Here is a 23,338-nt window from a genome sequence, read left to right as displayed (position 1 = left end):
AAAAGCGCTTCTTGTCCGGTCTGTTGTCCATGACGCCAATGCATCATGAGAGTCCAAAGCCTTCGCTATCCACTTTGCTGGCGATTTTTCGCAGCAATAAAAACAAGTGCATTGCCCGACATGGGCTAACACAACGAGGATAAACCGATGAAACTCAAAATGGCTCCTACCCTGATTGCACTGGCGCTCGCCGCCGCAGGCACCACAGCTCAGGCTGCCGATGACTGGTACACCGGTGTTGGTGCAGGTTGGGCATATGCTCACAACCTTGACGATGTACAAGGTCTGGATACAGACAAAGACGCCACCGCGCTGAGCCTGTTCGGCGGTTACAACTTCAACGACTACTACGCAGCTGAACTGGGCTACCTCTACGCCGGTAAAGCGGGCGTTGACGGTGCCGATTTCAAAACCCAGGGTGCCACCCTCTCCGGTATCGCCCGCCTGCCGCTGGGCGATATCTTCTCGGTGTTTGCTGAAGGCGGTGCCTACTTCAATCACGTCAACGGCAATGGCAACAGCGACAACGGCACTGCGCCGCTGGCGGGTCTAGGCCTGACTGCCAAGCTCTCCGACCTTATCGATGTGCAGGCACGCTACCGCTATCTGTGGAATCTGGGTGACGAGCAGAAAACCTGGGAGAGCGACATGAGCGTCGCGACCCTGGAGCTGGTGATGCACCCGAACCGTACCTCTTATGTTGCCCCGGTTGCCGCCCCTGCGCCTGAGCCGGTTCCCGAGCCGGTACTGGTCGACAAGAACTTCGCCCTGAGCTCTGACGTGCTGTTTGCCTTTGGCAAATCCACCCTCAAGCCAGAAGGTGTCGCCGCGCTGAACACCCTGTATCAGCAGATCGTTGATGTTCAGCCGAAAGATGGCAGCGCCGTAGTCGTCGGTTACACCGACCGTATCGGCTCTGACGCCTACAACCTGAAACTCTCCGAAGCGCGTGCCCGTACCGTAGCCGACTTCTTGGTTGGTAAAGGTCTGCCGGCTGGCAAAGTTGCCATCGAAGGTCGCGGTGAAGCCAATCCGGTCACCGGTACCCAGTGCAACAGCGTCAAGGGCAAGGCTCAGCTGATCTCCTGCCTGGCGCCGGATCGCCGCGTTGAAGTGCGCGTCACCGGTGTGCAACAAGTCACACAATAATCCTGATCACCTGGATAAGCAGGAGGCCATATGGCCTCCTTTTTATTGTCTTCCATGCCGCCCACCTCAGGCTATCTTTCCTCTTCCCGCATGGTTTCAGTGACATAGGTTCACTTATTGCCGCAATCCACACCTCTTGAGTGGTTAAAAACAACCCGTCACCTATACATAAGTGTGGGGTTTGACCAACAAGCAGCCCCACTAAACCACACATCGACGAGGATACGCGATGAACATAAGATTAAAACCTGTGTGGATTGCACTGGCATTGGCGAGCACAGGCGCACAAGCGGTACCGGTCCATGACTGGTATGCCGGGATAGGCGGTGGCTGGGCGATAGCCCACGATCTGAATGATTTCAGCCAGGATGTCAGCAAGGATGCGACTGCGCTCTCCCTGTTTGGCGGCTACAACTTCACGGAGAACCTGGGCGCCGAAATTGGTTACCTCTCCACCGGTGACTGGGATATCAGCGGCCATGACTTCAACAGCAAGGGAGCTACCCTGTCTGTGATTGGTCGTTTGCCGCTCAGCGAGATGTTCTCGGTGTTTGCCGAGGGTGGTGGCTATATCTATCACGTTGAATCGATCAATGGCGGGGACGACAACCTGGCACCGCTGGCAGGCCTGGGAGTGACGGCCCGGCTCCATGACTGGGTCGATCTCCAGGCCAGGTATCGTTATCTGGTCAGGGTAGGCGATGATCCTGACAATGACAAGGCAAACAGCGGCACCCAGCGCTGGGTCAGCGACATCAGCACAGCAACCCTGGAAGTAGTGATCCATCCCAATCGCAGCCAGCCGACAGAGCAGGCTCCCACGCCCGCACCGGTCGTGGTCCCCCCGCCACCGGCCGAACCGGAGATGGTAGATCAGACCTTCAACCTCAGTTCCGATGTGTTGTTCGCCTTTGGCAAAGCGGACCTCAAACCGGAGGGGATGAGCGCGCTGGACGCTCTCTACCAGCAGATCGTCGATGTACAACCCAAGGATGGCAGTGCCGTCGTGATGGGATATACCGACCGTATCGGCTCGGATGCCAGCAATCAGAGGTTGTCAGAAGCTCGGGCCCAAACCGTTGCCGACTTTCTGATCAACAAAGGGCTACCTGCCGACAAGGTAAGCATTCAGGGCAATGGCGAGAGCAATCCGGTCACCGGCAACCAGTGTGACGACATCAAAGCCAGAACCGCCCTCATAGACTGCCTTGGGCCGGATCGCCGGGTCGAGGTGCGCGTCACCGGCGTACAGGGCGCCAGCGAGTAGTTGATCTTGAGGCGATAACCATGTCAGACGTGCAGTAAAAAGGGATGCTTTCGCATCCCTTTTGCTTTGCCGTGGCATTCCCTTCTCCCCAATCAGAAGGAGGTGCGGCGGTAGCGGCGATACTCCGGATGCCAGAAGTTGGCTTCGATGGCCTGATCGATCACCTCGTCCGGGGTCTGCACCGCCTTGCCCTGCAGCATGGCGGTCTTGGCCACCATCTTGGCGATGTAGCGGGAGACCTGATGGATATCCGCCAGGTCCGGCAGCAGGGAGCCATCCTCCCCTTTCACCAGCGGCGAGCACTCCGCCAGCGCGCGGCTGGCCGACATCAACATGGCGTCAGTCACCCGGGTGGCGCCGGAGGCGATGACGCCAAGGCCGATCCCCGGGAAGATGAAGGAGTTGTTACACTGGGCGATGACGTAGCGCTTGCCCTTGTACTCCACCGGTGCAAACGGACTGCCGGTTGCCACCAGCGCCTGACCGTCGGTCCAGCGGATGAGGTCTGCCGGCGTCGCCTCGACCCGGGAGGTGGGGTTGGAGAGCGGGAAGATGATGGGACGGGCACAGTGCTTGTGCATGGTCTTGACCACCTCTTCGGTAAACAGCCCAGGCTGGCCGGATACCCCGATCAGGATGTCCGGGCGACCGTGCTCCATCACCTCCAGCAGGGAGATATTGTCCCCCACTGGCCAGTCTTTGATCCGCTCCACCGGCTGGGAGAGACGGCGCTGGAAGTCGAGCTGGTTGGGGATCTTGTCGGTGATAAGACCAAAGCGGTCCACCATAAAGACCCGGCTGCGGGCCTGCGCATCGGTCAGCCCTTCGGCCTTCATCTGCGCCACGATCTGCTCGGCGATACCGCAACCGGCGCTGCCCGCCCCGAGGAAGGCAACACGCTTCTCGGAGAGCTTGGCGCCGGAGGCCTTGCAGGCGGCGATCAGGCTGCCCAGCGTCACAGCCGCGGTACCCTGAATATCGTCGTTGAAGCAGCAGAGCTCGTTCTTGTAGCGGTTGAGCAGCGGCATGGCGTTGTTCTGGGCGAAATCCTCGAACTGCAGCAGAATATCGGGCCAGCGGCGCTTGACCGCCTGAATGAAGGCATCGACAAACTCGGCGTACTCATCTCCAGAGATACGCGGATTGCGCCACCCCATATAGAAGGGGTCATTGAGCAGTTGCTGGTTGTTGGTGCCCACATCCAGCACCACCGGCAGGCAGTAGGCAGGCGAGATGCCGCCACAGGCGGTGTAAAGCGACAGCTTGCCGATGGGAATGCCCATGCCGCCGATCCCCTGATCACCCAGACCCAGGATCCGCTCGCCATCGGTCACCACGATCACCTTGACGTTCTGCTTGGTGGCGTTTTGCAGCATGTCATCGATCCTGTCCTTGTCCGGATAGGAGATAAACAGGCCACGGGCGCGGCGATAGATGTTGGAAAACTCCTCGCACGCCTTGCCCACCGTCGGGGTGTAGATGATGGGCAGCATCTCGGTCAGGTGGTTGTGCAGCAGACGGTAGAAGAGCGTCTCGTTGGTATCCTGGATGTTGCGCAGATAGATGTGCTTATCCATGTCGTTGCCAAACGCCATAAACTGGCGATAGGCGCGCTCGGCCTGCTCTTCGATGGTCTCGATATTCTGGGGCAACAGACCTTCGAGGTTGAAGTTGCTGCGCTCTTCGTTGGTGAAGGCGCTGCCCTTGTTGAGCAAGGGGGTCTCCAGCAGGGCGGGACCGGCGTAGGGAATGTAGAGAGGACGTTTCTGGTTATTATCTTCAAACATGGATCTTGGTACCTAAACGGTTAGCTAGACGCAGGGACCCGCCGATCCTAGGGGCTTGTCTCATTAATTTCAAAGAGTTTGCACATCCGTTGCAAAAGGTTTGCGACCCAGTCGACGAAAGGCGCCGGGGGTCTGACCAGTCAGACGGCGAAAGCAGTTGGCAAAGTTGGCCCCATCGCTGTAACCGACCCGGGCCGCCAGCTCGCCAAGTGGCCAGTTGGTATAGAGCAGCAGCTGGCGTGCCTTGTTCATTCTGAGCTCGGTCACCCTCGCCATCGGCCCCATACCGAACGCTTGCTGACAGAGGCGATGCAGATGGGGGACGGAGCAGGCCATCTGTCGGGCCAACAGGGCGACACTCCAGGGTTCATCCAGGCGCGCCTCCACCCGGCGAAACAGAGCCTGCAATCTGAGTTCAGGGGTGCCGCGCACCTCCCCTTGCAGGGTGCGCTCCAGCAGCGCCAGCAACAGGCTGAGCAGTTGAGGTTGCAGCGAAGAGCGAACCCCTTCCCCCTGCATCAGGCTGAGCAGATGGTAGAGCTGATCGCCGCCATCCCCTTGCCAGATACGGTGACCAAGGCGATGCAGGTGCTGCCAGCGCGGCACGTCATCGAGCAAAATCCAGCTGATCTGCCAGCTTTCGCCAATCAGTTTGAGACCACCGGGCACGGCGGCGGGCAGGAAAATCAGTGACCCGGCCGGAATGGCTTGCTCCCCCTCGTCGGTGAGCAGCGCGCCCCCCTCATCGTGACTCACCATCAGGATGTGAAACTCGGGGCGATTGCGGCGGATCAGGTAGTGATCCCGCACCCGGGAGAGGCCGGTCAGGAAGATCCCTGCCTCGCCGAGCAGGGGCAGCCCTTCACGTCCCAGCATCTGCTCTTCACAGGCTGGCGCTATCTCCAGACACTCGCTGGCAAATGGCATAACACCTCAAAAGGATAGTTTTACACAAGAAAACCGAGAGCTACTCACAGTGAGAAGAGCCTCATCAGCCCCTATCATACCCCTGACAAACCTTGCTTTTCTCATACCCGGTTAACAACTATGAATTATTGGCAAGCGATTTTAAAACAAACCACCGATCGCGAGTTCATGACCCGATTGTGGCGGCTGGCCCTGCCTGTCTCGCTGCAATCCATGATGTTCTCCCTGCTCGGCCTCATCGATATCATGATGGTGAGCCAGCTTGGCACCACGGCTGTGGCGGCGGTCGGCTTGGGTAACCGGGTCTTCTTCTTCAATCTGCTGGTGATAGCGGGCCTCGCGGGCGGGGTCTCGGTATTGGCAGCACAATACTTCGGGCGCGGGGAGATGGCCGGGGTACGCCGCTCCCTGGCGCTGGCCATAGTGGGCGCCCTGCTGGTCACCCTGCCCTTTGCCTTCATCTATGTGTTATCACCGGGCAGCGTACTCGGTTTTGCCAGTCAGGATCCGGCGCTGCGGGCACTGGCGGATCAATTCTTGATGATCACCGGCGCCACCATCCTCTGTACCGCCATCGTGGTGCCGCTGGAGTCAGCCCTGCGCTCGGTGGGCAATGCCGCTGCGCCAACCCGCATCGGCATTATCGCCATCATCGCCAACGTCATCCTCAATTACGCCCTCATCTTCGGTCACTTCGGCTTCGAGGCGATGGGGGTGGCTGGCTCGGCCTGGGGCACCACCATTTCCCGACTGCTGCAGACAGCCCTGCTGCTGCTCTACGTAAAGCGTTATGAGGCGCGCCTGATCCCGCGCGCACCAGACTGGCTGGCCGCCTTCAAGCGCAAGGAGGTGGTGCGCTTTACCCTGATCGCCCTGCCGCTGCTGTTCCATGACGGCCTTTGGGCCTTCGGCATGCTGATTTACGGCTTTCTCTATGCCCATCTTGGCACCGATTCGCTGGCCATCATGACCACACTCGGCACCCTGGAGAGCATCCTTATCTCCCTCTTCTTCGGACTGGCGGTGGCCTGCTCCACCCTGCTCGGCCACCGGCTCGGGGCCGAGGAGTACGAGATTGCCTGGCAGCACTCCCAGCTGTTCCTGCTGCTGGCACCGATTGGCGCACTACTGGTCGGGATCATCGTCTGGCTGCTGCAAGCCAACCTGCTGCAGTGGGTCGGCAACCTGCCCCCCGAGCTGATGACGGAAGCGGGTCAGGTGCTCGGCATCATGTGTCTCGGGATGCTGCTCAAGGTGTTCAACATGGTGGGGATCATCGGGGTGCTGCGCTCTGGCGGTGATGTGAACTACAGCATCTTTATCGACATCGTCGGCATGTGGTGCATCGGCATCCCGCTCGCCTGGGTGGCGGTCACGCTGCTCGGCTGGCCCCTCTCCTGGGTGGTGGCGGTGGTCTTGCTGGAGGAGCTTAGCAAGGTGCTGCTGGTGCAGCGCCGTATTCGCCAGCGCTGCTGGTTGAAGAATCTGGTGATCGGATAAACAGCCACAAATCGGGGTCATATCAATGACAGAAAAACCCTGTTTGCAGTATGCTGGGCGCCTCTTCAATCAGAGGCAGGGATCCACGGTTTCCCTGTCCAGTAGTCGTTTAAGGAGACGAGCATGCAACCACAGAAAGAGCTGATCACCGAGACGGCCCTGCTTGAGATGGCCAACAAGATCATCAAAGAGCATGAAGACTTCATCCACGGTATGCGCGCCGATTCGGTGGAGCAGAAGGGGGATATTCTGGTGTTCAAGGGGGAGTATTTCCTGGCCGAAGACGGCACCCCGACCGGCAAGACCATGGCGGTCTTCAACATGTTCAAGCTGCTGGCCCAGCAGCTCTCCGGCAAGTACAAGCTGGCCTGATCTCGCCAGCTCATTGCCAACAGGATGCCGCCCTCAGGCGGCATCTGTTTTTGCGCGGTTCTGCCCCTCGACCACCACGCAGTTGCGTCCCGCCATCTTGGCCTGATAGAGACACTCGTCGGCACGGTTGATCAGAATATCGATGGTGTCATCGGCACGAGCCATGGCAATCCCGATACTCACCGTCACCTCCAGCAATTCGTCCGAGGTGGGGCTCTTCACCAGCCGCGCCTCGACGGCAATGCGCAGCCGCTCGGCCATTTTGCTCGTCAGCGCCGGATCGGCGCAGTTGTGCATCAGGATGGCAAACTCTTCGCCGCCATAACGCCCCAGCACCATGTCAGGCTCCAGCTGCTCTCCCAGGGTGGTCGCCACCTCCTTGAGCACCGCATCCCCCGCCAGATGGCCGTAGATATCGTTGATCCGCTTGAAGCGATCGAGATCCAGCAGCATCACCGCAAAGGGCTTCTTCTTGAGTTGCAGCCGGATTCTGGCCTGCTCCAGCTGCTTCATTAGCAGGCGGCGGTTCATCATGCCGGTCAGCTCATCGGTGGTCGATTCCCGATATAGCCGCAGCAGCATGTTGAGCTGGCCGCACTGCACCCAGCAACTGGCCATGGTAAACATGCCGAGCACCCACACCTGATTCAGGGTGGCCTGACTCCAGATGCTCTGGCCCACCAGCAGCCAGTGACCCAGCAGCATGGTCACCAGCACCACGCCTGCCAGTTGCAAGCCGAGGGAGAGGGGGATGGGGAAGATGGCAAACAGGGTGATCAGCAGATAGGGAAAGGCCGCATAGCCCGCCTGCAACTCCTGTCCGGCGCCAAAGCTGTTCAGGCAGAAGAGGGAGAAGAGCATCATCACGGCCATCAGGTAGCCAAGGGCCAGCTTCATCCGTTCCCGCTTGAAGTGGATGAGGTACGAGAGCGGAATAAGTGGTGAGAGCGCCAGGGTGCAGAAGATCCTGGCCTGGAACAGCTGCTCGAAATGAACGGCGGGCAAGGTCAACCAATCCACCACGGCCCAGGCGGGCAACCCGAGCATCAGCAGACAGGTCAGCAGGCGCAAACGCACCGTCATAAAGCCCATGCGAGTACGAGTAAAGTCTTCGGAGTGAACCCTCGCACTCCAGAACTCTGACAACTTGAGCATCCAGAGTCTCCACGATGAATACTGAGGGCTCATTCTACACCTACAAAGTGGTAAAAATGTCATTAGCGTGGAGAATAAAAAGGAGAGGTCGGTCACACAAACCGACAGATGATAATCGCAGTGCGCAAACGTTTCAACCCATCAAAAAATAAACCTTTTTTTGCATAATTAGCGCTGGTCAGCCTCATTTCAATCACTACAATAGCGCCCAATTTTCTCCCCCTCCCCACACAATTCGAGGTACTTATGGAACAGGCTGCTGTCACACGCGCCAATCGAGAGGCACATCCACCCAGGCGAGCCCATAGCGAACTGGTCTATGGCATAGAGGATGTCCCGCCTCTGCCCCAGACGCTGTTCGCCGCCCTGCAGCATATGCTCGCCATGTTTGTCGCCATCATTACCCCGCCCCTGATTATCGCCAATGCCCTCGGCCTCCCTGCCGCCGACACCCGTTATATCGTCTCCATGTCGCTGGTCATGTCCGGCATCGCCTCCTTCATTCAAACCCGCCGCTTCGGCCCCATCGGTTCCGGCCTGCTCTCGGTACAGGGCACCAGCTTCAACTTCCTCGGCCCCATCATTGCCTCCGGTCTCGCCCTCAAGCAGGCCGCTATGCCCACCGAGGATCTGTTGGGCACATTGTTTGGCACTATGATGGTTGCCGCACTCACCATAGTGGTGATGAGCCGCTTCCTCCATCTGGTGAAACGGATCATCACCCCGCTGGTGACCGGCATAGTGGTGCTGCTGATCGGTCTGACCCTGATCAAAGTGGGCCTGATCAGCATGGGCGGCGGTTATGCAGCCCTCTCTGATGGCAGCTTCGCCAGTCACACCAACCTCTTCCTCTCCCTGCTGGTGCTCGGCCTTATCGTGTTGCTGCAACGCAGTCGCAACCCCTGGTTGCGCCTCTCCGCCATCATGATCGCCATGCTGGCGGGCTATGCCGTGGCCCTGCTGTTGGGCAAAGTGAGCGCCCCCACCTTCGATGGCCCCCTGGTGATGGTGCCCATTCCGCTTCACTACGGTCTCGGCTTTGACTGGCAGCTGTTCGTGCCGCTCGCCATCATCTTCGTGGTGACGGCGCTCGAAGCGATCGGCGACATGACCGCCACCTCGGACATCTCCGGCGAGCCACTGGAAGGGCCTGTCTATATGGAGCGGATCAAAGGCGGCGTGCTGGCCGATGGTGCCAACTCCATGCTGGCGGCGGTGTTCTCCACCTTCCCCATGTCCACCTTCGCCCAGAATAACGGCGTTATTCAGCTGACCGGGGTGGCCAGCCGCCATGTCGGGCTCTTCATCGCCGCCATGCTGGCCCTGCTCGGCCTGTTCCCGGCGGTCGCCAGCCTGGTGCAGCAGATCCCCGAGCCCGTGCTGGGGGGCGCCACCATCGTGATGTTCGGCACCATCGCCGCCGCTGGCGTGCGCATCATTGCCCGCGAGGAGCTGGATCGCCGCGCCCTGATGATCCTGGCGGTGTCGCTGGCCATGGGGCTGGGGGTCGCACAGGTGCCGGAAGTGCTGCAACACCTGCCAGAGCTGGCCAAGAGCGTGCTCTCCTACGGCGTCGCCACCGGTGGCATTACCGCCATCGTGCTCAACCTGCTGCTACCAAAGCGCGAAGCGCGTCACTCCTGAGACATCGTCCACCGATAGCCAACCCAAGCCCCGCACTTGCGGGGCTTTACCTTGCCTGTCGCCACGGGTAGTGTGCTGGGCAGCCTTTTTTGAGGATGCCGCCATGCCCTATTGCCTGCTCTCCACCCTCTCCAATACCGCTTCACCCGCACAGATACTGGCGCAAGAGCAGTGCTGGTTGCGCGACTGTGCCCATGACGGCCAGCCCCGCGCTCACCTCTGGCAAGCGCCCCAATGCCTGATTGTCACTCGCAAGGATACCCGCCTCCCCCGTTACGAAGCCGCCTGCAAACAGCTGGCAGACGAAGGCTGGCCGGTGCATGTGCGCGACAGCGGTGGCACTGCCGTGCCCCACGGGGCGGGGATCCTCAACCTATCCCTGCTGCTGCCCCGTACCACCACAGATCTCGCCCACTACTACCGGCTGCTGGGGGCGCCACTGCTGACCCTTCTGGCGGAATACGGCCTTGAGGGAAGCTATGACTTCGTACCCGGCTCCTTTTGCGATGGTCAGTACAATCTGGTGATCGGGGGACGCAAGATCACCGGTACCGCCCAGCGCTGGCTGGCGCCGGGGCAGGATCACCAGGGCGCCGTGCTGGCGCAAGCCATGCTGCTGGTGGCGGGTGATGTGGATGAGGGAACCAAGATGGCGAGCCGCTTCTACGAGCTGGCGGGCGGCGAGCTGCGTTTTATGGCGGGAACCTCCACCACGCTGGCAAGCTGCATCGATTGGCACGGTAGCGATCAGGCGCTGGTAGAGAAAGTGCGAGCACGTCTGGATAGCCTGCTGAGCGAGGGGCTATCCCCCCCATCCTGACCTTATCCCGAAGGGAGAGGGAAAGTCCTCGTCCATAGACACAGCGCACAAAAAAAGCCATGACCGGAGTCGTGGCTTGTTCTTTTCAAGGGGAGCGTGAAACGGGCTGAGGCGTTCAGGCCGTCTGCGGCTCCGGCTCGGCTTCGCTATCCAGATCCCGGCTAAAGTAGGCGCGGGTCTCGGCGATCACCACATGGCGCAGGCCAATCAGGCCGATGAGGTTGGGCACCGCCATCAGGCCGTTAACGATATCGGCCAGCAGCCAAATCATGTCCAGATGGAGGAAAGCACCGCTCGCAACCAGCGCCAGATAGACCAAACGATAGGGCTTGATCGCCTTCACCCCGAACAGGTATTCGGTGCAGCGCTCGCCGTAGTAGTTCCAGCCAAGGATGGTGGTAAAGGCGAAGAACAGCAGGCCAATGCTCACCAGATACTGGCCGACATGGGCATCGAGCCCCTGGGCAAAAGCCAGACTGGTCATGGCCGCGCCGCTTGCATCGCCGCTCCACACCCCGGTCACCACCAGGGTCAGGCCGGTCATGGTGCAGATGATGATGGTGTCGATGAAGGTACCTGTCATGGAGACCAGCCCCTGCTCCACGCAAGAGTCGGTCTTGGCCGCCGCCGCCGCGATGGGCGCAGAGCCCAGTCCCGATTCGTTGGAGAAAACCCCGCGCGCCACCCCGGACTGGATTGCCAACATGATGCTGGCCCCAACGAAGCCGCCGGTCGCCGCATGGCCGGTGAAGGCACTCTCGATAACCAGCATGACGGCATCGGGCAGGGCGCTGGCGTTGTTCACCAGCACGCCCAGACAGGCGACGATGTAGAAGATGGCCATGAAGGGCACCACCTTGCTCGACACGCTGGAGATGGACTTGATCCCTCCCAGAGTCACCAGCGCCACGATCAGGGTCAGCACCACGGCGGTCGCTTCACGGGGCACCGAGAAGGAGAGGCTCATGGCGTCGGAGATGGCATTGACCTGCGGGAAGGTACCGATGCCGAAGAAGGCCACGCCGATACCGAACAGGGCAAACAGCTTGGCGAGCGGTTTGGAACCGAGCCCCTTCTCCAGATAGTACATGGGACCGCCAGCCATCTGGCCGTTGGCATCCTGCTCGCGGTATTTGACCGCCAGCAGGCACTCGGCATACTTGGTAGCCATGCCGAACAGTGCCGCCATCCACATCCAGAACAGGGCACCGGGGCCGCCGAGCTTGATGGCGGTAGCCACCCCGACGATGTTACCGGTGCCAATGGTGGCAGAGAGGGCGGTACAGAGGGCGCCGAAGCTGGAGACATCCCCCTGCTTGCCCTGCCCCTGATCGCGGCCAAAGACCAGCCGCAGAGCGAGCGGCAAGCGCACGACCTGAAGCAGACCCAGACGCAGGGTGAGATAGATACCGATCCCGACCAGCAGGATCAGCAGGGGCGGCCCCCAGATAAAACTATCGATGGCGGTTAACGCCGATTGAATTGATGACATGCATCCTCCTTAAGAAACATAAATTAAGGAGGAGAAGGATGATCTTCCCATAGGTGTCGCGATCGGCCAGAGGCGATCGGATGCGGGCCAAGCCCAGGTACAACCATCCCATCCCCTCTGTCCTTTTGCCTGAGAGTTTCCGGCGCCAGCCTGCCCTTGCGGGTAGTCATGGTGCCTTGCTCCTTCGGCGCCCGATTTAACGGGTCTCTCCAGAGTATCGTCCAGTAGCAGTCCACACCGGTTGCCCGGTACCTGAAAGATTCACTTCTTCGGTGGATGGTTGCCCATCGCTCTCCTGCTACCTTCATCCGAACTAGTTTGGATTAGGAAGTCGGCATGTTAATCCAAAAAATGTGAGCTGTCTCGCACTTGGCCGCCCCCATTTATATTTTTTTAGTGACCACCAGAATCGCAGCAAGAATGTTAAATATTAGTTAACTATCAACAAGTTAGGCTTTCACGGATCAAATGTGGCCCAAACGGGAAAAATGGCGGATAGAGAACAGTGATCCCTCTCGTTTCGCCAAGAAAATCTTGCCGACATATCTAATCAAAATGCTTGCACACAGAATCAATAAGCCGATAATCCGCTGCATAACCAAGCACTTTGTTATCAATTTATGCACTGTGTTCGGTTGGTCCCACCGGACCGCTCGCCTGACCCGGCCGTCGCCGGTTCAATCGCATATGGCTTGGGCATATCACGCCCCCTAAGGATGACCAAAAGAGAATGAACGAGACCCTGGTTGCAAAAGATGTGGTCGCACAAGATTACCGTCAGCTGGTTGAACAATTCGGCTCCCCCCTGCTGCTGCTCGACAAGGCAGCCGTCCGCAAACAGTATCGGGCCCTGGCCGCCGCCCTGCCCGATGTACGATTGCACTATGCACTCAAACCCCTGCCCCATGAGGCGGTGGTCTCTGTCTTGAAGGAAGAGGGGGCCTGTTTCGATCTGGCCACCAATGGCGAAGTGGATCTGGTGCGCAGTCAGGGGGTTCGCCCGGGACGTTGCATTCATACCCATCCCATCAAGCGCGACAGCGATATCCGTTATGCGCTGGAGTTCGGCTGCACTGTGTTTGTCTACGACAACCCGCTGGAGCTGGAGAAGTTCATTCCCTACAAGGACGAAGTGAAACTGCTGCTGCGGGTCAGCTTCCCGAACCCCGAGACCAAGGTCGATCTCTCCAAGAAGTTCGGCTGCACTCCGGAGCAGGCGCTGCCGCTGCTGCAACTGGCCCACGCCAAGGGGATCAAGGTGATGGGGCTGTCGTTCCACGTCGGCTCGCAAGTGCCTCATGCCCGTCGCCATGTGCAGGCCATCGACGCCTGCCGCGAGATCATGGAGCAAGCCTGGGCGCTCGGGCTCAAGCCCTGGGTGCTGGATATCGGCGGCGGTTTCCCGGTCGATTATGAGGGGGGCGAGTTCGATATCGACGGCTTCTGCGCCCCGATCCGCGAAGCGCTGGCCAAGCTGCCCGCTACCGTGCAGAAGATTGCCGAACCGGGCCGCTTTATCAGTGCGCCGGCCATGACTTCGGTATCCAGCGTGATGGGCAAGGCCCACCGTGGCGACAAGATCTGGTACTACCTGGATGATGGCCTCTACGGCAGCTACAACGGCCAGCTCTATGACCACGTCACCTATCCGGTGAGCACGCCTTATGCCAGTGGCGAGCTGCATAACTCGGTACTCTCAGGCCCCACCTGCGACAGTGTGGACGTGATCCGCGATGGCATCATGCTGCCCGATCTGGCTATCGGCGAACTGGTGGTTGGCAAGGTGATGGGCGCCTATACATGGGCCTCCGCCTCCACCTTCAACTTCTTCCCCAAGGCGAGCATCCTCATTCTGGACAGCAGTCAGAAGGGGCAGAAACTGGTGGCCGTCGCTTAAGACCGACACCCGAATGCAAAGAGGGGAAGCCAGGCTTCCCCTCTTTCGTTTTATCTTGCCAGATCTGGCTAGACGAACTGACTGGTCAGCAGCCAGCCGGTGTAGGCGACGAAGCAGGTGAGCAGCACGCCCCCCTCCAACCGGTTGATACGGCCCTGCCCCTTGCGGCCCAGACACATCACCAGCAGCAGCAGGGTCAACCCCATCATGATGCTCCAGTCGCGGGAGAGCACTTCCGGCGCCACATCCAACGGATGAATACCCGCCGCGATCCCCACCACCGCCAGGGTGTTGAACAGGTTGGAGCCCAGCACGTTGCCAAGGGCCAGATCATGCTCGTTCTTGCGAATGGCGATGAGAGACGAAGCCAGCTCCGGCAGGGAGGTTCCTATCGCGACTATGGTGAGACCAATCACCAAATCGCTGATACCAAGCGCCTGAGCGATGGTCACCGCCCCCCAGACCAACAGGCGGGAAGCGCCGATCAGCAGCACCAGCCCGACCACCAACCAGAAAACGGCGCTCTTGAGGGACATCCCCTCGCTCTCGATATCCTCGGCGGTCTCGGTATCCAGCGCATCTCCCTTGCCATTCATGCCAGCCCAGATGGACCAGCCCATCAGGGCAACGAAGACGGCCCCCAGAATGACCGCATCCATCCGGCCCAGATGACCATCAATCAGCAGGGCACCTGAGAGCAGGGTAATACCGAGCAGGATCGGGATCTCCTTGCGCACTACCTGAGAGGCCACCGCGATAGGGCTGATCAGTGCCGTCAGACCCAGGATCAGCGCGATATTGGTGATGTTGGAGCCATAGGCATTACCAAGCGCCAACCCGGGATTGCCCTGGGACGCCGCCAGCGCCGAGACCACCATCTCCGGGGCCGAGGTACCAAAACCGATGATCACCATGCCGATCAGCAGCGGCGGCATCCCCGCATAACGGGCGGTCGCCGCAGCGCCATCCACAAACTTGTCAGCACTCCAGACCAGCAGCGCCAGTCCGGCAATCAGGGCAACAACAGCCAGGGTCATAACATCTCCATCCCATCGCCAGTAAGCAACAGAGTCAGGACAAGCTCCTGACCCGATTCAAAAGTGGCGCCAGTGTAACGAGCCAGCCTCCCATTTCAAGGGGAAATCAAACTGCGATTAACATTTCACAGCACAGCCAGCAGACTCGCGGCATCGGAGACCTCAAACTTGCCAGGCGCCTCCACAAACAGCTGCTCGACCACGCCATCGTTGGCGATCAACGCAAAGCGCTGGGCGCGGATACCTCCAAAGGCGCCGGTATCCTTGGCCAGACCCAGCGCCCGGGTCCAGCTGCCGTCGCCATCCGCCAGCATGGTGATCGCCTCGGCATTCTGGGCCGTCTGCCAGGCCCGCATCACGAAAGCATCGTTGACCGACAGACAGCAGATGGCATCCACCCCTTTGGCCATAAACTGATCGGCCAGCACCACATAACCGGGCAGGTGGGCATTGGAGCAGGTGGGAGTAAAAGCACCGGGTACCGCAAACAGCACTACTTTTTTACCGGCGAACAGCGTCTGGCTATCCCGCAGCTGCTTGCCCTCGGCGGTGATAAAGGTAAATTCGCCCGAAGGCAGGGTCTGACCCATCGCAATCATTGTGCTCGTCCTTAAGTGGAGGGAGGAGGCCCCAGTCTACCCCACTGCCGAGCTGTGACACAGACCTCCCTTTGCCTGGATCATTTGAACTAACCTTGAGCAGGATCAGCCGACCAAGGAGGCCTCATGCAGCACTATTACGATGGACTGGAAATTCGCCCCCCCGCCTTGCGCGAACAACAGCAGCTGGAGCAGCTCAATCATCAGCTTACCCATGTCAGTCAATATTGCGCCGGTTACTCCAGCGTCTATCGCCAGTGCCGCCTCGAGGATCTGGCAGAGCTGGCCACCCTGCCACTGCTCGACAGCAAAGAGCTGTTTGCCGCCCAGCAGGCTCACCCTCCGTTCGCCGGACTCACCGGCCGCCCCGCCAGTCAGGCGCTGCGGGTCTTCTCCTGTCCGGGCCAGCTGGCCATCCCCGAGTATGCGGGAGCAGACTGGTGGGGGGCCGCTCGAGCACTGTTTGCCGCCGGCTTCAAGCCAGGTGAGGTAATACTCAATGGCCACGACTATCATGCCGGCCCCACCGCCTTTATCTTCGATAACGGAGCCCGCCAGCTCGGGGCTCCCGTGGCACCCTGCGGCCCCCACGATACCCAGCGCCAACTGGAGGCGCTGCTGCGCTATCAACCCACCGGCTACGTCGGCCCGCTGGTGACCCTGCTCGATCTGCTGGAAGCGGCCGAAGCGGCGGAGATCCCGAGCGACTCGCTGCGCCGCGCCCTGCTGTGTGAAGCCACTCACCCGGAAACCGCGCCGCTGCGCGCCATTCACGGCATTGCGGCCCTCAACTGTCTGGTGTGGCAAGATGTGGGGGTGGTGGCTTACGAGAGCCGACCAGGAGAGGGATTTATTGTGAGCGAGAGTTGCATCATCGAGATCATCGATCCCGCCAGCGGCGAGCCGGTGAGCGGCGACGAGACCGGCCAGCTGGTGCTGACCAGGCTTGACCTAGAGTATCCATTGCTGCGCCTCGTCACCGACTGGCAGGGGCACTGGCTCACGACGCCAAGCCCGTGCGGTCGCTCCAACCGGCGCCTAAAACTGGTGTAGCAGGCCAAGTAAATTCACAAATGCAGACGGGCAGCCATCAGGCTGCCCGTCTTCTCTCTGGCGAAGAAAATGTGCGGCGCTTGTCAGCGTCTCGCCTGCCAGGTGGCGATGGCGAGCAGGGAGTCGGGGGTAAATTCGCTGGCACGCTCGGCAATCTCGGCCAGGCTCATCCAGTGCACCGCGCTCACCTCTTCGGCCTGCAACTGCAGCGGCCCCTGATAACGGCAGCTGAAGAGACCGCCCCAGACCCGGTAGCCCTCCCCTTCGGCATAGAAGCTGCCAAAGCCCTGCAGTGGAACATCCATAATCCCCAGCTCTTCGGCCAACTCGCGCCGAGCGGAGCGCTCCATCTCCTCACCGGTGGTGACCACGCCACCAGCGCAGGCATCCAGCATGCCGGGGCAGAAATCCTTGCTGAGGGTGCGTCGCTGCACCAGGATCCGATCCGCGTCGTCGAGCACCAGAATATAGCTGGCGCGATGGCAGAGATTCTCCCGCCGCACCTTGGCTCGCTCGGCCACGCCAATCACCCGGTTATTCCCGTCCACCACATCAACCCATTCCACGCACAGGCCCTTTCGTTTGTTCCATTCAAGCCCGCAGTATATCGGTGCGGTGGTTTGCCATGGCACAACTTTTTCGATGATGACGTCAATTTGCCGAACTCACTGGCAAAATAAGGATTCATGCAAATCTTTATAAACCGTCATATCAATGTCATTGACCGACACCATAGTGTGCCCTGTCCAGGCAATCAGGGAACCGTGTGATGAAGGTATTCAAGCAGTTATCCCCACGGCAGATCGCTCGCTACATCAAGAGCTTTCATCGAGGCTATTTTGCCATCGAGTCGCTGGGGACATTTGAATTCAACGCGGGCAGGATCAGCCTCCATGGCCTGACCTGCCGCCAGCGGCTAAGACTGGCTCGCCAGATCAATCTGGCGGTCAGACAACTTGGTCACAACGACCCCTTGCCGGACATGTGAGTCAAAGGGTCTTGCCCTGCTGTCTGTTGTGCATCCATGCCTTTCGCCCGCCGGCTACTCGCCGCGCGGGCCATTTTCGATGTCGATTACCTTGCCGTTGCGCACGGTGACAAAACGCATGAATTCGTTCTTGCCGAAGTTATAGGTCCAGCGTTCACCATATTTGACCTCGACCACGTTGCCGTACTGATTCTCCTCGTTACGGGTAATATCTTCCCGCAACATCGGCTCGCCGCACTTGAGCAGCATCTCGGCGGTGCTGTCCCCTTCGGTTATGAGCGCATTCTTGCAGCGCATTGCGTCGGCGCTGGCCGGAATGCTCAGCAGCAACAGAGCAAGCCCCGCTACATTCTTCATCTTATTGCTCATCGGGTTCTCCTTATCCTCTCTAATGAGTCGCAGTATGCCTGTTTCCGTTTCTGAAAAAACCAGTCAATGGCGCAAAAACGCCGTCCTTTTCTGCTCTCCAGCCCGCTGCCCGCGACAAATGCTGTCTATCACATAACCCAAAAACAAACGGCGACCCGAGGGTCGCCGTTTGCATCAAGCCAGCAGGATCACAGGATGTCCAGCAGCTCGACTTCAAATACCAGTGCAGAGTAAGGCGGGATGGAGCCCGCGCCACGGGCACCGTAGGCCAGATCGTGGGGGATGTAGAGCTTCCACTTGGAACCAACCGGCATCAGCTGCAGCGCTTCAACCCAGCCAGCGATCACGCCGGTCACCGGGAATTCAGCCGGCTGGCCGCGAGCGACGGAGCTGTCGAATACGCCACCGTGGGTGAAGGTACCGTGGTAGTGCACACGCACGGACTGACCGGCTACCGGAACGGCACCGTTGCCTTCTACCAGCACTTCGTACTGCAGACCGGAGTCGGTCACCTTCACTTCAGCGCGCTTGGCGTTATCAGCCAGGAAGGCTTCGCCGTCAGCAGCGGCGGCCTTGGCGGCGGCTTCCTGCTCTTCTTGCATACGCGCAGTGATCACCTGGAAGGCATCATTGATATCGTCACGGCTGACCGCGAACTCCAGACCATTCAGGGCATCTGCCAGACCTTGTTGCAGGGCCGGGATATCCAGACCGGCAAAGGCTTGCTGCGCCAGCTGATCACCCATGTTGCGGCCGATGCCATAGCTGGCCTTCTGTTCGATAGAGTCGTATTGGGACATTGAGATGTTGCTCCAGATCCATGTAGTAAAGAGGCGGGATAATATCAGACTTTTGGCCGGGGTGCTGCCGGGGGCGCCCCTGATTTCCCCGTCAGTGGGAGGAACTTCACACAAGATGCGGATGAACGCCGCCCAACGGCGGCGATCTGCTTAACCGCGATCCAGCAATGCTCTGACCGCAGCGACCTTGGCACCATCGGTGATATTGACCCGACCATCATCCGAAGTGCCCATATTCACTCCGTGCGGCACCATGCCACCGCGCCAGCCCATGCCGGACATATGCACTTCACTCACCCCGGTGAACTCGATGATGGTACGCACATTGTCGGCATTGACCCCGGCGCCCGGCATCAGGCTGGCACGTCCCGCCAGCGCCTGCTGCATCTCCTGCAGGGTCTCGAGCCCAGCCAGCGCGGTTGCGGCGTGGCCCGAGCTCAGAATACGCTCGCAACCGGCCGCGACTATGGTCTCCAGATCCAGACGCCAGTCGGAGGAGAGGTCGATGGCGCGATGGAAGGTGACCCCCAACGGGCCGGCAGCATCCACCAGCTGTTTGAGCTTGGCGGCTGGCACCCGCCCCTCCTCATCCAGCAGACCGACCACCACCCCTTGCAGCCCCGCAGCGCGTGCCGCCGCAATATCCAGCAGCATCATCTCGAACTCGCCGTCGTTGAAGCAAAAATCCCCGGCGCGCGGGCGGATCATGGCGTACACCGGCACGGTGGCGTGGCGGGCAGCCAGTTGCATAAAGCCGTAGGAGGGGGTCAGACCGCCCAGCCCCAGCGCAGAGCAGAGCTCGATGCGATCCGCCCCGGATTGCTGGGCGGTAAACAGGGATTCCAGGTTGTCGATACAGATTTCAAGACGGGTCATGAGGACTCCTTTTTCGGGGAGATCAGACCCCACATCTGATCTCATAGATTGAGCAAGGCTGCGCCCCGCACACCACCGGCACCGCCGAAGCGAGCCTGGCGGATCTCGGGCAGGGCGACCCCGGGCAGCAAGTGACCGGGCAGACGCAGCGGCAGCTGTTCATAGAGGGCGGGCAGGCCGCTCAGGCCGCCCCCCAACACCACCACTTCGGGATCAATCACCGAAATGGCGGTGGCAAGCCCGGCGGCCATGACCTCCAGCCAGCAGTCGACCGTCTCGACCGCATGGGGTTCATGGGCCTCGAAGCGTCCCACAATCTGGTGACCCGTGGCGCGCTGGCCATGGAAATGATGATAGAGACGCTCCAGACCGGTGCCGGAGGCATAGGTTTCAAAACAGACCAGACGGCCGCAGCCGCAACGGGGACGGGGCAACTCGGGGAACTTCATCAGCATGGTCGCGGGCAGGGGGTAGTGACCAATCTCGCCAGCCAGCCAGTTGCGCCCCTGAATAAGCTTGCCCGCCAGATAGACGGCGCCGCCGATGCCGGTGCCAATGGTGACGCCAAGCGCACTGCCTGCGCCGTCGGCTGCCCCTTGATGCACTTCGGACCAGAGGAAGCAGTTGGCGTCGTTATCCACCTTGACCGGCCGCTCCAGCAGCTCGGCCAGATCGGCACCCAGATGGCGACCATTGATGGAGGGTAGATTGGCCGCCACTATGCTGTGATCCTGGCTGTTGATGACACCGGGGAAACCGATGCCGACCGAGCCCCGAGCGCCGAAGCGGGCATCCGCCTGCTCGACCCGGGAGCGGATCAGCTGCTGCAGCCCCTCGTAATCGTTGCCCGGGGTGCTCATGCGCTCCTCGTGGCAGAGGTTCAATGCACCGTCATAGACCGCGAAGGCGATCTTGGTGCCACCGATATCAAAGCCGTAATACATGCCAGCACTCCCTTGTCAGCCCGTGTTTATCCAACTCTGTTCCAAGGGGGACATTGTATTAATTCGCAAAAAAAATAAAGTGACCGAAGGCGAAAAACGGGAGAGTGATCAGAGCAAACGGCTCATTTGTCGCTGCAGGCAGGGCTGCCCGAAGCTTATCAGGGTGCGCTCCTCGCCATCAAAAACGAAGCCGCGGCGCAGGTAGAATCCCTCGCCAATGTGGTTGCCATCGAGCAGCCACAATTTGACGCTATGGCAACCGGCGCGGCGCATCTGCATCGCCACCGCCTGCCACAGCCGTTTGCCATAGCCTTGTCGCCAGTGGTCGGGATGGAGGTAAAAAGCGCGGATCAGGGCATGGCTCTGTCCCGCTTCCTGCTGTGGTTGCCAGTAGAGCAGACCAATCACCACCTCATCGAGACAAAGCAGCATGGGCCTTGGGCCCGGCTCGGCCAGACGGCTCTGCCAGATCTGCAGATGCGCGGTGACATCGAGCTGTTCCAGCAGGTCGGCTCCGAGCACCTGGCCATAGGCAGCGAGCCAGCTGGCTCGCTGCATCACCGTCATGGCAGCAGCATCATCGCTGCGCGCCATGCGCAGGCTTATGCCTTGCATTGGGGCACCAGACCGTTGGCGCGGGCCTGCTCATAGAGCGGCAGCACTTGCGCCTGTTGCGCCTGCAACTCGGCGATCCGGTTCTCGTTGCTCGGGTGGGTGGAGAGCAGTTGCGGCGGGGTGTTGCCACCGGCGGCGGCACTCATGTTTTGCCACAGGGGGATTGCCTCGGCCGGATTGAACCCGGCGCGCGCCATCAGCTCAAGTCCGAGCCGATCCGCTTCGCTCTCCTGAGTACGGCCATAGGGCAACATCACCCCCACCTCGACCCCGAGGCCAAGGGCGGCCATGGTGGCGCCGCGATACTCGCTGGTGCCCATGGCAATGTCCGCAGCCGCCAGACCGATCCCCGCCAACTGGCTGCGTGAGAGTCGCTCGTTGGAGTGCTGGGCCAGCACGTGAGTCAACTCGTGACCGATGACGGTCGCCAGCTGATCCTGATTCTTGGCCACCTTGAGCAGGCCGCTGTAGACCCCGATCTTGCCGCCGGGCAGGGCGAAGGCGTTGACCTGCTTGGAGTCAAACACCACCACTTCCCAATTGGTGATGCCATAGCTGGCCGGCACCTGGGCGGTCACCGCCTTGGCGACACAGGAGACATAGGCGTTGAGTTTGGCATCCTTGCTCACCTTCTCCTGCTTTTTCATATGCTCGAAGGAGTCGGCACCAAGCTGGTTCATCTGCTGGGGGGAGTAGAGCAGCATCTGGCTGCGGCCAGTCGGCGACTGGGCGCAGGCGACCAGCAGGGAACTACAGAGGGCTACCAGGCCAAACTTGGAGAGGGACGCAATCATGAAGGGATCCTTTGCCATAACGTTGCCCTATTCTCGGAAATGCAGCCCTGCTACGCAAGGGAACCTGCCCCCGGCTGGCGGAAAAACATCCATCCAGCGCTATTAACAGAACTGACAGTCACCAAAAACAAAACGAGCCCGATTGGGGCTCGTTTTATCAGTAGATGCTGGCAGCAAGCGGTTACATGATGCCCAGCTTTTTCAGATCCGCCTGCACCACCTTGGCCGGTACCGGTACGTAGCCATCTTTGGCAACGATGTTCTGGCCCGCCTTGGAGAGCATCATCTTGACGAACTCCTGCTCCATCGGAGAGAGCGGCTTGTTCGGATGCTTGTTCACGTAAACGTACAGGAAGCGTGACAGCGGATATTTGCCGGTGATGGCATTATCGGCAGTAGCATCGACAAAGGTCTTGCCATCCTTGGAGAGCGGAATGGCACGAACGCCGGAGGTAACGTAACCAATACCGGAGTAACCGATACTGTTGAGGGAAGCGGAAACAGACTGCACCACGGAGGCGGAACCCGGCTGCTCGTTCACACCGCTCTTGAAGTCACCATTACAGAGCGCGTGCTCCTTGAAGTAACCGTAGGTGCCGGATACCGAGTTGCGACCGAACAGTTGCAGATCCTTGCCGGACCAGCTGCCATCCAGACCCAGATCAGACCACTTGGTAGCCGCCTTGGCTTCGCCGCACTTGAGTGTGCTGGAGAAAACGGCATCAACCTGCTGCATGGTCAGCCCCTTGATGGGGTTGTCCTTGTTGACGAATACCGCCAGGGCATCGACGGCAACGCGGATAGCGGTCGGCTTGTAGCCATAACGCTTCTCGAACGCTTCGATTTCACCGGCCTTCATGGCGCGGCTCATGGGACCAAACTGGGCAACCCCTTCGGTCAGGGCGGTCGGTGCGGTAGAAGAGCCGGCCGCCTGGATCTGGACATTTACGTTGGGGTAGACACGCTTAAATTCTTCTGCCCACAGGGTCATCATGTTGGCCAGAGTATCAGAGCCGACAGAGGACAGGTTGCCTGAGATACCGCTGGTCGGAGTGTAATCCGGCAGATCCTTGTCGACACCATAGGCCAGGGTGCTGGCAGAAAACAGGGTTGCTGCGGTAAATCCTATTACACCAGCCAGTTTGTTGAGTTTCATCCAATCTCTCCAAAGTTACAGAAGGTCCGTTCTTAAGACGGCGCCAGTATCTGACCTGGCAGTGACAAATTTATGGATTAAATGTGACACTTTAATG

The 23,338-nt window shown here is 60.0% G+C and carries 23 protein-coding genes and 1 riboswitch; of the genes, 9 read left to right on the top strand and 14 right to left on the bottom strand.

Annotated features, from left to right (window positions below; genetic code table 11):
* Positions 1–147: 147 nt before the first annotated feature.
* Complete coding sequence (gene ompA / locus G5221_RS05610) at positions 148–1,149, top strand: porin OmpA (protein WP_113738922.1); 1,002 nt, start codon at positions 148–150, stop codon at positions 1,147–1,149.
* A gap of 229 nt (positions 1,150–1,378) precedes the next feature.
* On the top strand, positions 1,379–2,416 hold the full coding sequence (locus G5221_RS05605; protein ID WP_227341100.1) for an OmpA family protein: 1,038 nt from the start codon (positions 1,379–1,381) through the stop codon (positions 2,414–2,416).
* 92 nt (positions 2,417–2,508) lie between these two features.
* On the opposite strand, the gene G5221_RS05600 is transcribed toward G5221_RS05605, so the two are convergent.
* Both G5221_RS05600 and G5221_RS05595 read right to left on the bottom strand, forming a co-directional pair.
* On the bottom strand, positions 2,509–4,203 hold the full coding sequence (locus tag G5221_RS05600; RefSeq protein ID WP_421262951.1) for an NAD-dependent malic enzyme: 1,695 nt from the start codon (positions 4,201–4,203) through the stop codon (positions 2,509–2,511).
* Positions 4,204–4,272: 69 nt separating this feature from the next.
* Positions 4,273–5,130, bottom strand: coding sequence for a helix-turn-helix transcriptional regulator (locus G5221_RS05595; RefSeq protein WP_227341102.1), 858 nt, complete (start codon positions 5,128–5,130; stop codon positions 4,273–4,275).
* 120 nt (positions 5,131–5,250) lie between these two features.
* On the opposite strand from G5221_RS05595, the gene G5221_RS05590 reads away from it, so the two are divergent.
* The gene (locus tag G5221_RS05590) at positions 5,251–6,630 is read left to right on the top strand and encodes an MATE family efflux transporter (RefSeq protein WP_047435970.1); all 1,380 of its coding nucleotides are present in this window, start codon (positions 5,251–5,253) and stop codon (positions 6,628–6,630) included.
* 123 nt (positions 6,631–6,753) lie between these two features.
* Complete coding sequence (locus G5221_RS05585) at positions 6,754–7,002, top strand: YciN family protein (RefSeq protein ID WP_005338382.1); 249 nt, start codon at positions 6,754–6,756, stop codon at positions 7,000–7,002.
* Between the two features lie 33 nt (positions 7,003–7,035).
* Here G5221_RS05585 and G5221_RS05580 read toward each other — a convergent pair whose 3' ends face one another.
* The gene (locus G5221_RS05580; RefSeq protein ID WP_227341103.1) at positions 7,036–8,157 is read right to left on the bottom strand and encodes a GGDEF domain-containing protein; all 1,122 of its coding nucleotides are present in this window, start codon (positions 8,155–8,157) and stop codon (positions 7,036–7,038) included.
* A 246-nt stretch (positions 8,158–8,403) separates the two neighbouring features.
* Between G5221_RS05580 and G5221_RS05575 the strand changes: the two genes are divergently transcribed.
* Together G5221_RS05575 and G5221_RS05570 are read left to right on the top strand one after the other, a co-directional pair.
* Positions 8,404–9,801, top strand: a complete 1,398-nt coding sequence (locus tag G5221_RS05575; protein WP_040066712.1) for a nucleobase:cation symporter-2 family protein — start codon at positions 8,404–8,406, stop codon at positions 9,799–9,801.
* Between the two features lie 103 nt (positions 9,802–9,904).
* Complete coding sequence (locus G5221_RS05570) at positions 9,905–10,621, top strand: lipoyl protein ligase domain-containing protein (protein ID WP_421262950.1); 717 nt, start codon at positions 9,905–9,907, stop codon at positions 10,619–10,621.
* Between the two features lie 115 nt (positions 10,622–10,736).
* On the opposite strand, the gene G5221_RS05565 is transcribed toward G5221_RS05570, so the two are convergent.
* Positions 10,737–12,113 (bottom strand): alanine/glycine:cation symporter family protein, encoded by a 1,377-nt coding sequence (locus G5221_RS05565; RefSeq protein WP_421262949.1) that lies wholly within the window; start codon positions 12,111–12,113, stop codon positions 10,737–10,739.
* Between the two features lie 107 nt (positions 12,114–12,220).
* A riboswitch (glycine riboswitch) is annotated at positions 12,221–12,336 on the bottom strand.
* A 507-nt stretch (positions 12,337–12,843) separates the two neighbouring features.
* Between G5221_RS05565 and G5221_RS05560 the strand changes: the two genes are divergently transcribed.
* Entirely contained in the window at positions 12,844–14,010 is a 1,167-nt protein-coding gene (locus G5221_RS05560) for a type III PLP-dependent enzyme (RefSeq protein ID WP_058059164.1), read from the top strand.
* 68 nt (positions 14,011–14,078) lie between these two features.
* Here G5221_RS05560 and G5221_RS05555 read toward each other — a convergent pair whose 3' ends face one another.
* A complete protein-coding gene (locus tag G5221_RS05555) occupies positions 14,079–15,047 on the bottom strand; it encodes a calcium/sodium antiporter (RefSeq protein ID WP_216951830.1) in 969 nt (322 codons plus the stop codon).
* Positions 15,048–15,172: 125 nt separating this feature from the next.
* Positions 15,173–15,646: a peroxiredoxin gene (locus G5221_RS05550; protein WP_100646526.1), complete on the bottom strand. Its 474-nt coding sequence runs from the start codon at positions 15,644–15,646 to the stop codon at positions 15,173–15,175.
* 126 nt (positions 15,647–15,772) lie between these two features.
* Between G5221_RS05550 and G5221_RS05545 the strand changes: the two genes are divergently transcribed.
* Positions 15,773–16,699, top strand: a complete 927-nt coding sequence (locus tag G5221_RS05545) for a phenylacetate--CoA ligase family protein (protein ID WP_421172538.1) — start codon at positions 15,773–15,775, stop codon at positions 16,697–16,699.
* Positions 16,700–16,782: 83 nt separating this feature from the next.
* Here the strand turns inward: G5221_RS05545 and yfcD are convergent, their stop codons facing one another.
* Positions 16,783–17,265, bottom strand: coding sequence for an NUDIX hydrolase YfcD (yfcD, locus tag G5221_RS05540; protein ID WP_021229132.1), 483 nt, complete (start codon positions 17,263–17,265; stop codon positions 16,783–16,785).
* Positions 17,266–17,468: 203 nt separating this feature from the next.
* Here yfcD and G5221_RS05535 point away from each other — a divergent pair, with 203 nt between their 5' ends.
* A complete protein-coding gene (locus G5221_RS05535; protein ID WP_421172537.1) occupies positions 17,469–17,687 on the top strand; it encodes a DUF1107 family protein in 219 nt (72 codons plus the stop codon).
* 54 nt (positions 17,688–17,741) lie between these two features.
* On the opposite strand, the gene G5221_RS05530 is transcribed toward G5221_RS05535, so the two are convergent.
* The 7 genes from G5221_RS05530 to G5221_RS05500 form a co-directional block, all read right to left on the bottom strand.
* Entirely contained in the window at positions 17,742–18,056 is a 315-nt protein-coding gene (locus tag G5221_RS05530; protein ID WP_227341111.1) for a DUF2845 domain-containing protein, read from the bottom strand.
* 188 nt (positions 18,057–18,244) lie between these two features.
* Positions 18,245–18,856, bottom strand: a complete 612-nt coding sequence (locus tag G5221_RS05525) for an FKBP-type peptidyl-prolyl cis-trans isomerase (protein ID WP_005338405.1) — start codon at positions 18,854–18,856, stop codon at positions 18,245–18,247.
* 150 nt (positions 18,857–19,006) lie between these two features.
* Positions 19,007–19,732: a copper homeostasis protein CutC gene (locus tag G5221_RS05520; protein ID WP_421172536.1), complete on the bottom strand. Its 726-nt coding sequence runs from the start codon at positions 19,730–19,732 to the stop codon at positions 19,007–19,009.
* Positions 19,733–19,773: 41 nt separating this feature from the next.
* On the bottom strand, positions 19,774–20,676 hold the full coding sequence (locus G5221_RS05515) for an ROK family protein (RefSeq protein ID WP_421236333.1): 903 nt from the start codon (positions 20,674–20,676) through the stop codon (positions 19,774–19,776).
* A gap of 108 nt (positions 20,677–20,784) precedes the next feature.
* Positions 20,785–21,291: a GNAT family N-acetyltransferase gene (locus G5221_RS05510; RefSeq protein ID WP_421262948.1), complete on the bottom strand. Its 507-nt coding sequence runs from the start codon at positions 21,289–21,291 to the stop codon at positions 20,785–20,787.
* Positions 21,279–22,085 carry a M48 family metallopeptidase gene (locus G5221_RS05505; protein WP_216951834.1) on the bottom strand — a complete coding sequence of 269 codons (807 nt, stop codon included), beginning with the start codon at positions 22,083–22,085 and terminating at the stop codon, positions 21,279–21,281. The genes G5221_RS05510 and G5221_RS05505 overlap by 13 nt, the downstream gene beginning before the upstream one ends.
* Positions 22,086–22,266: 181 nt before the next feature.
* Positions 22,267–23,241 carry a PstS family phosphate ABC transporter substrate-binding protein gene (locus G5221_RS05500; RefSeq protein ID WP_216951835.1) on the bottom strand — a complete coding sequence of 325 codons (975 nt, stop codon included), beginning with the start codon at positions 23,239–23,241 and terminating at the stop codon, positions 22,267–22,269.
* Positions 23,242–23,338: the final 97 nt, after the last annotated feature.

Origin of the sequence: Aeromonas sp. 602200, from assembly GCF_049173895.1 — a bacterium.
GTDB classification, from domain to species: domain Bacteria; phylum Pseudomonadota; class Gammaproteobacteria; order Enterobacterales; family Aeromonadaceae; genus Aeromonas; species Aeromonas veronii_A.
Note: the sequence above shows the minus strand (reverse complement) of the source record. Positions and strands in the feature narration are given on the sequence as shown.

Coding starts and splice junctions, on each gene's coding strand:
- G5221_RS05585 (WP_005338382.1), top strand. CDS start 6,754: ATGCAACCACAGAAAGAGCTGATCACCGAGACGGCCCTGCTTGAGATG.
- G5221_RS05600 (WP_421262951.1), bottom strand. CDS start 4,203: ATGTTTGAAGATAATAACCAGAAACGTCCTCTCTACATTCCCTACGCC.
- G5221_RS05565 (WP_421262949.1), bottom strand. CDS start 12,113: ATGTCATCAATTCAATCGGCGTTAACCGCCATCGATAGTTTTATCTGG.
- G5221_RS05525 (WP_005338405.1), bottom strand. CDS start 18,856: ATGTCCCAATACGACTCTATCGAACAGAAGGCCAGCTATGGCATCGGC.
- G5221_RS05580 (WP_227341103.1), bottom strand. CDS start 8,157: ATGCTCAAGTTGTCAGAGTTCTGGAGTGCGAGGGTTCACTCCGAAGAC.
- G5221_RS05555 (WP_216951830.1), bottom strand. CDS start 15,047: ATGACCCTGGCTGTTGTTGCCCTGATTGCCGGACTGGCGCTGCTGGTC.
- G5221_RS05515 (WP_421236333.1), bottom strand. CDS start 20,676: ATGTATTACGGCTTTGATATCGGTGGCACCAAGATCGCCTTCGCGGTC.
- G5221_RS05520 (WP_421172536.1), bottom strand. CDS start 19,732: ATGACCCGTCTTGAAATCTGTATCGACAACCTGGAATCCCTGTTTACC.
- G5221_RS05505 (WP_216951834.1), bottom strand. CDS start 22,085: ATGATTGCGTCCCTCTCCAAGTTTGGCCTGGTAGCCCTCTGTAGTTCC.
- G5221_RS05575 (WP_040066712.1), top strand. CDS start 8,404: ATGGAACAGGCTGCTGTCACACGCGCCAATCGAGAGGCACATCCACCC.
- G5221_RS05500 (WP_216951835.1), bottom strand. CDS start 23,241: ATGAAACTCAACAAACTGGCTGGTGTAATAGGATTTACCGCAGCAACC.
- G5221_RS05595 (WP_227341102.1), bottom strand. CDS start 5,130: ATGCCATTTGCCAGCGAGTGTCTGGAGATAGCGCCAGCCTGTGAAGAG.
- G5221_RS05550 (WP_100646526.1), bottom strand. CDS start 15,646: ATGATTGCGATGGGTCAGACCCTGCCTTCGGGCGAATTTACCTTTATC.
- G5221_RS05535 (WP_421172537.1), top strand. CDS start 17,469: ATGAAGGTATTCAAGCAGTTATCCCCACGGCAGATCGCTCGCTACATC.
- G5221_RS05570 (WP_421262950.1), top strand. CDS start 9,905: ATGCCCTATTGCCTGCTCTCCACCCTCTCCAATACCGCTTCACCCGCA.
- G5221_RS05530 (WP_227341111.1), bottom strand. CDS start 18,056: ATGAGCAATAAGATGAAGAATGTAGCGGGGCTTGCTCTGTTGCTGCTG.
- G5221_RS05605 (WP_227341100.1), top strand. CDS start 1,379: ATGAACATAAGATTAAAACCTGTGTGGATTGCACTGGCATTGGCGAGC.
- G5221_RS05545 (WP_421172538.1), top strand. CDS start 15,773: ATGCAGCACTATTACGATGGACTGGAAATTCGCCCCCCCGCCTTGCGC.
- G5221_RS05590 (WP_047435970.1), top strand. CDS start 5,251: ATGAATTATTGGCAAGCGATTTTAAAACAAACCACCGATCGCGAGTTC.
- G5221_RS05560 (WP_058059164.1), top strand. CDS start 12,844: ATGAACGAGACCCTGGTTGCAAAAGATGTGGTCGCACAAGATTACCGT.
- ompA (WP_113738922.1), top strand. CDS start 148: ATGAAACTCAAAATGGCTCCTACCCTGATTGCACTGGCGCTCGCCGCC.
- G5221_RS05510 (WP_421262948.1), bottom strand. CDS start 21,291: ATGCAAGGCATAAGCCTGCGCATGGCGCGCAGCGATGATGCTGCTGCC.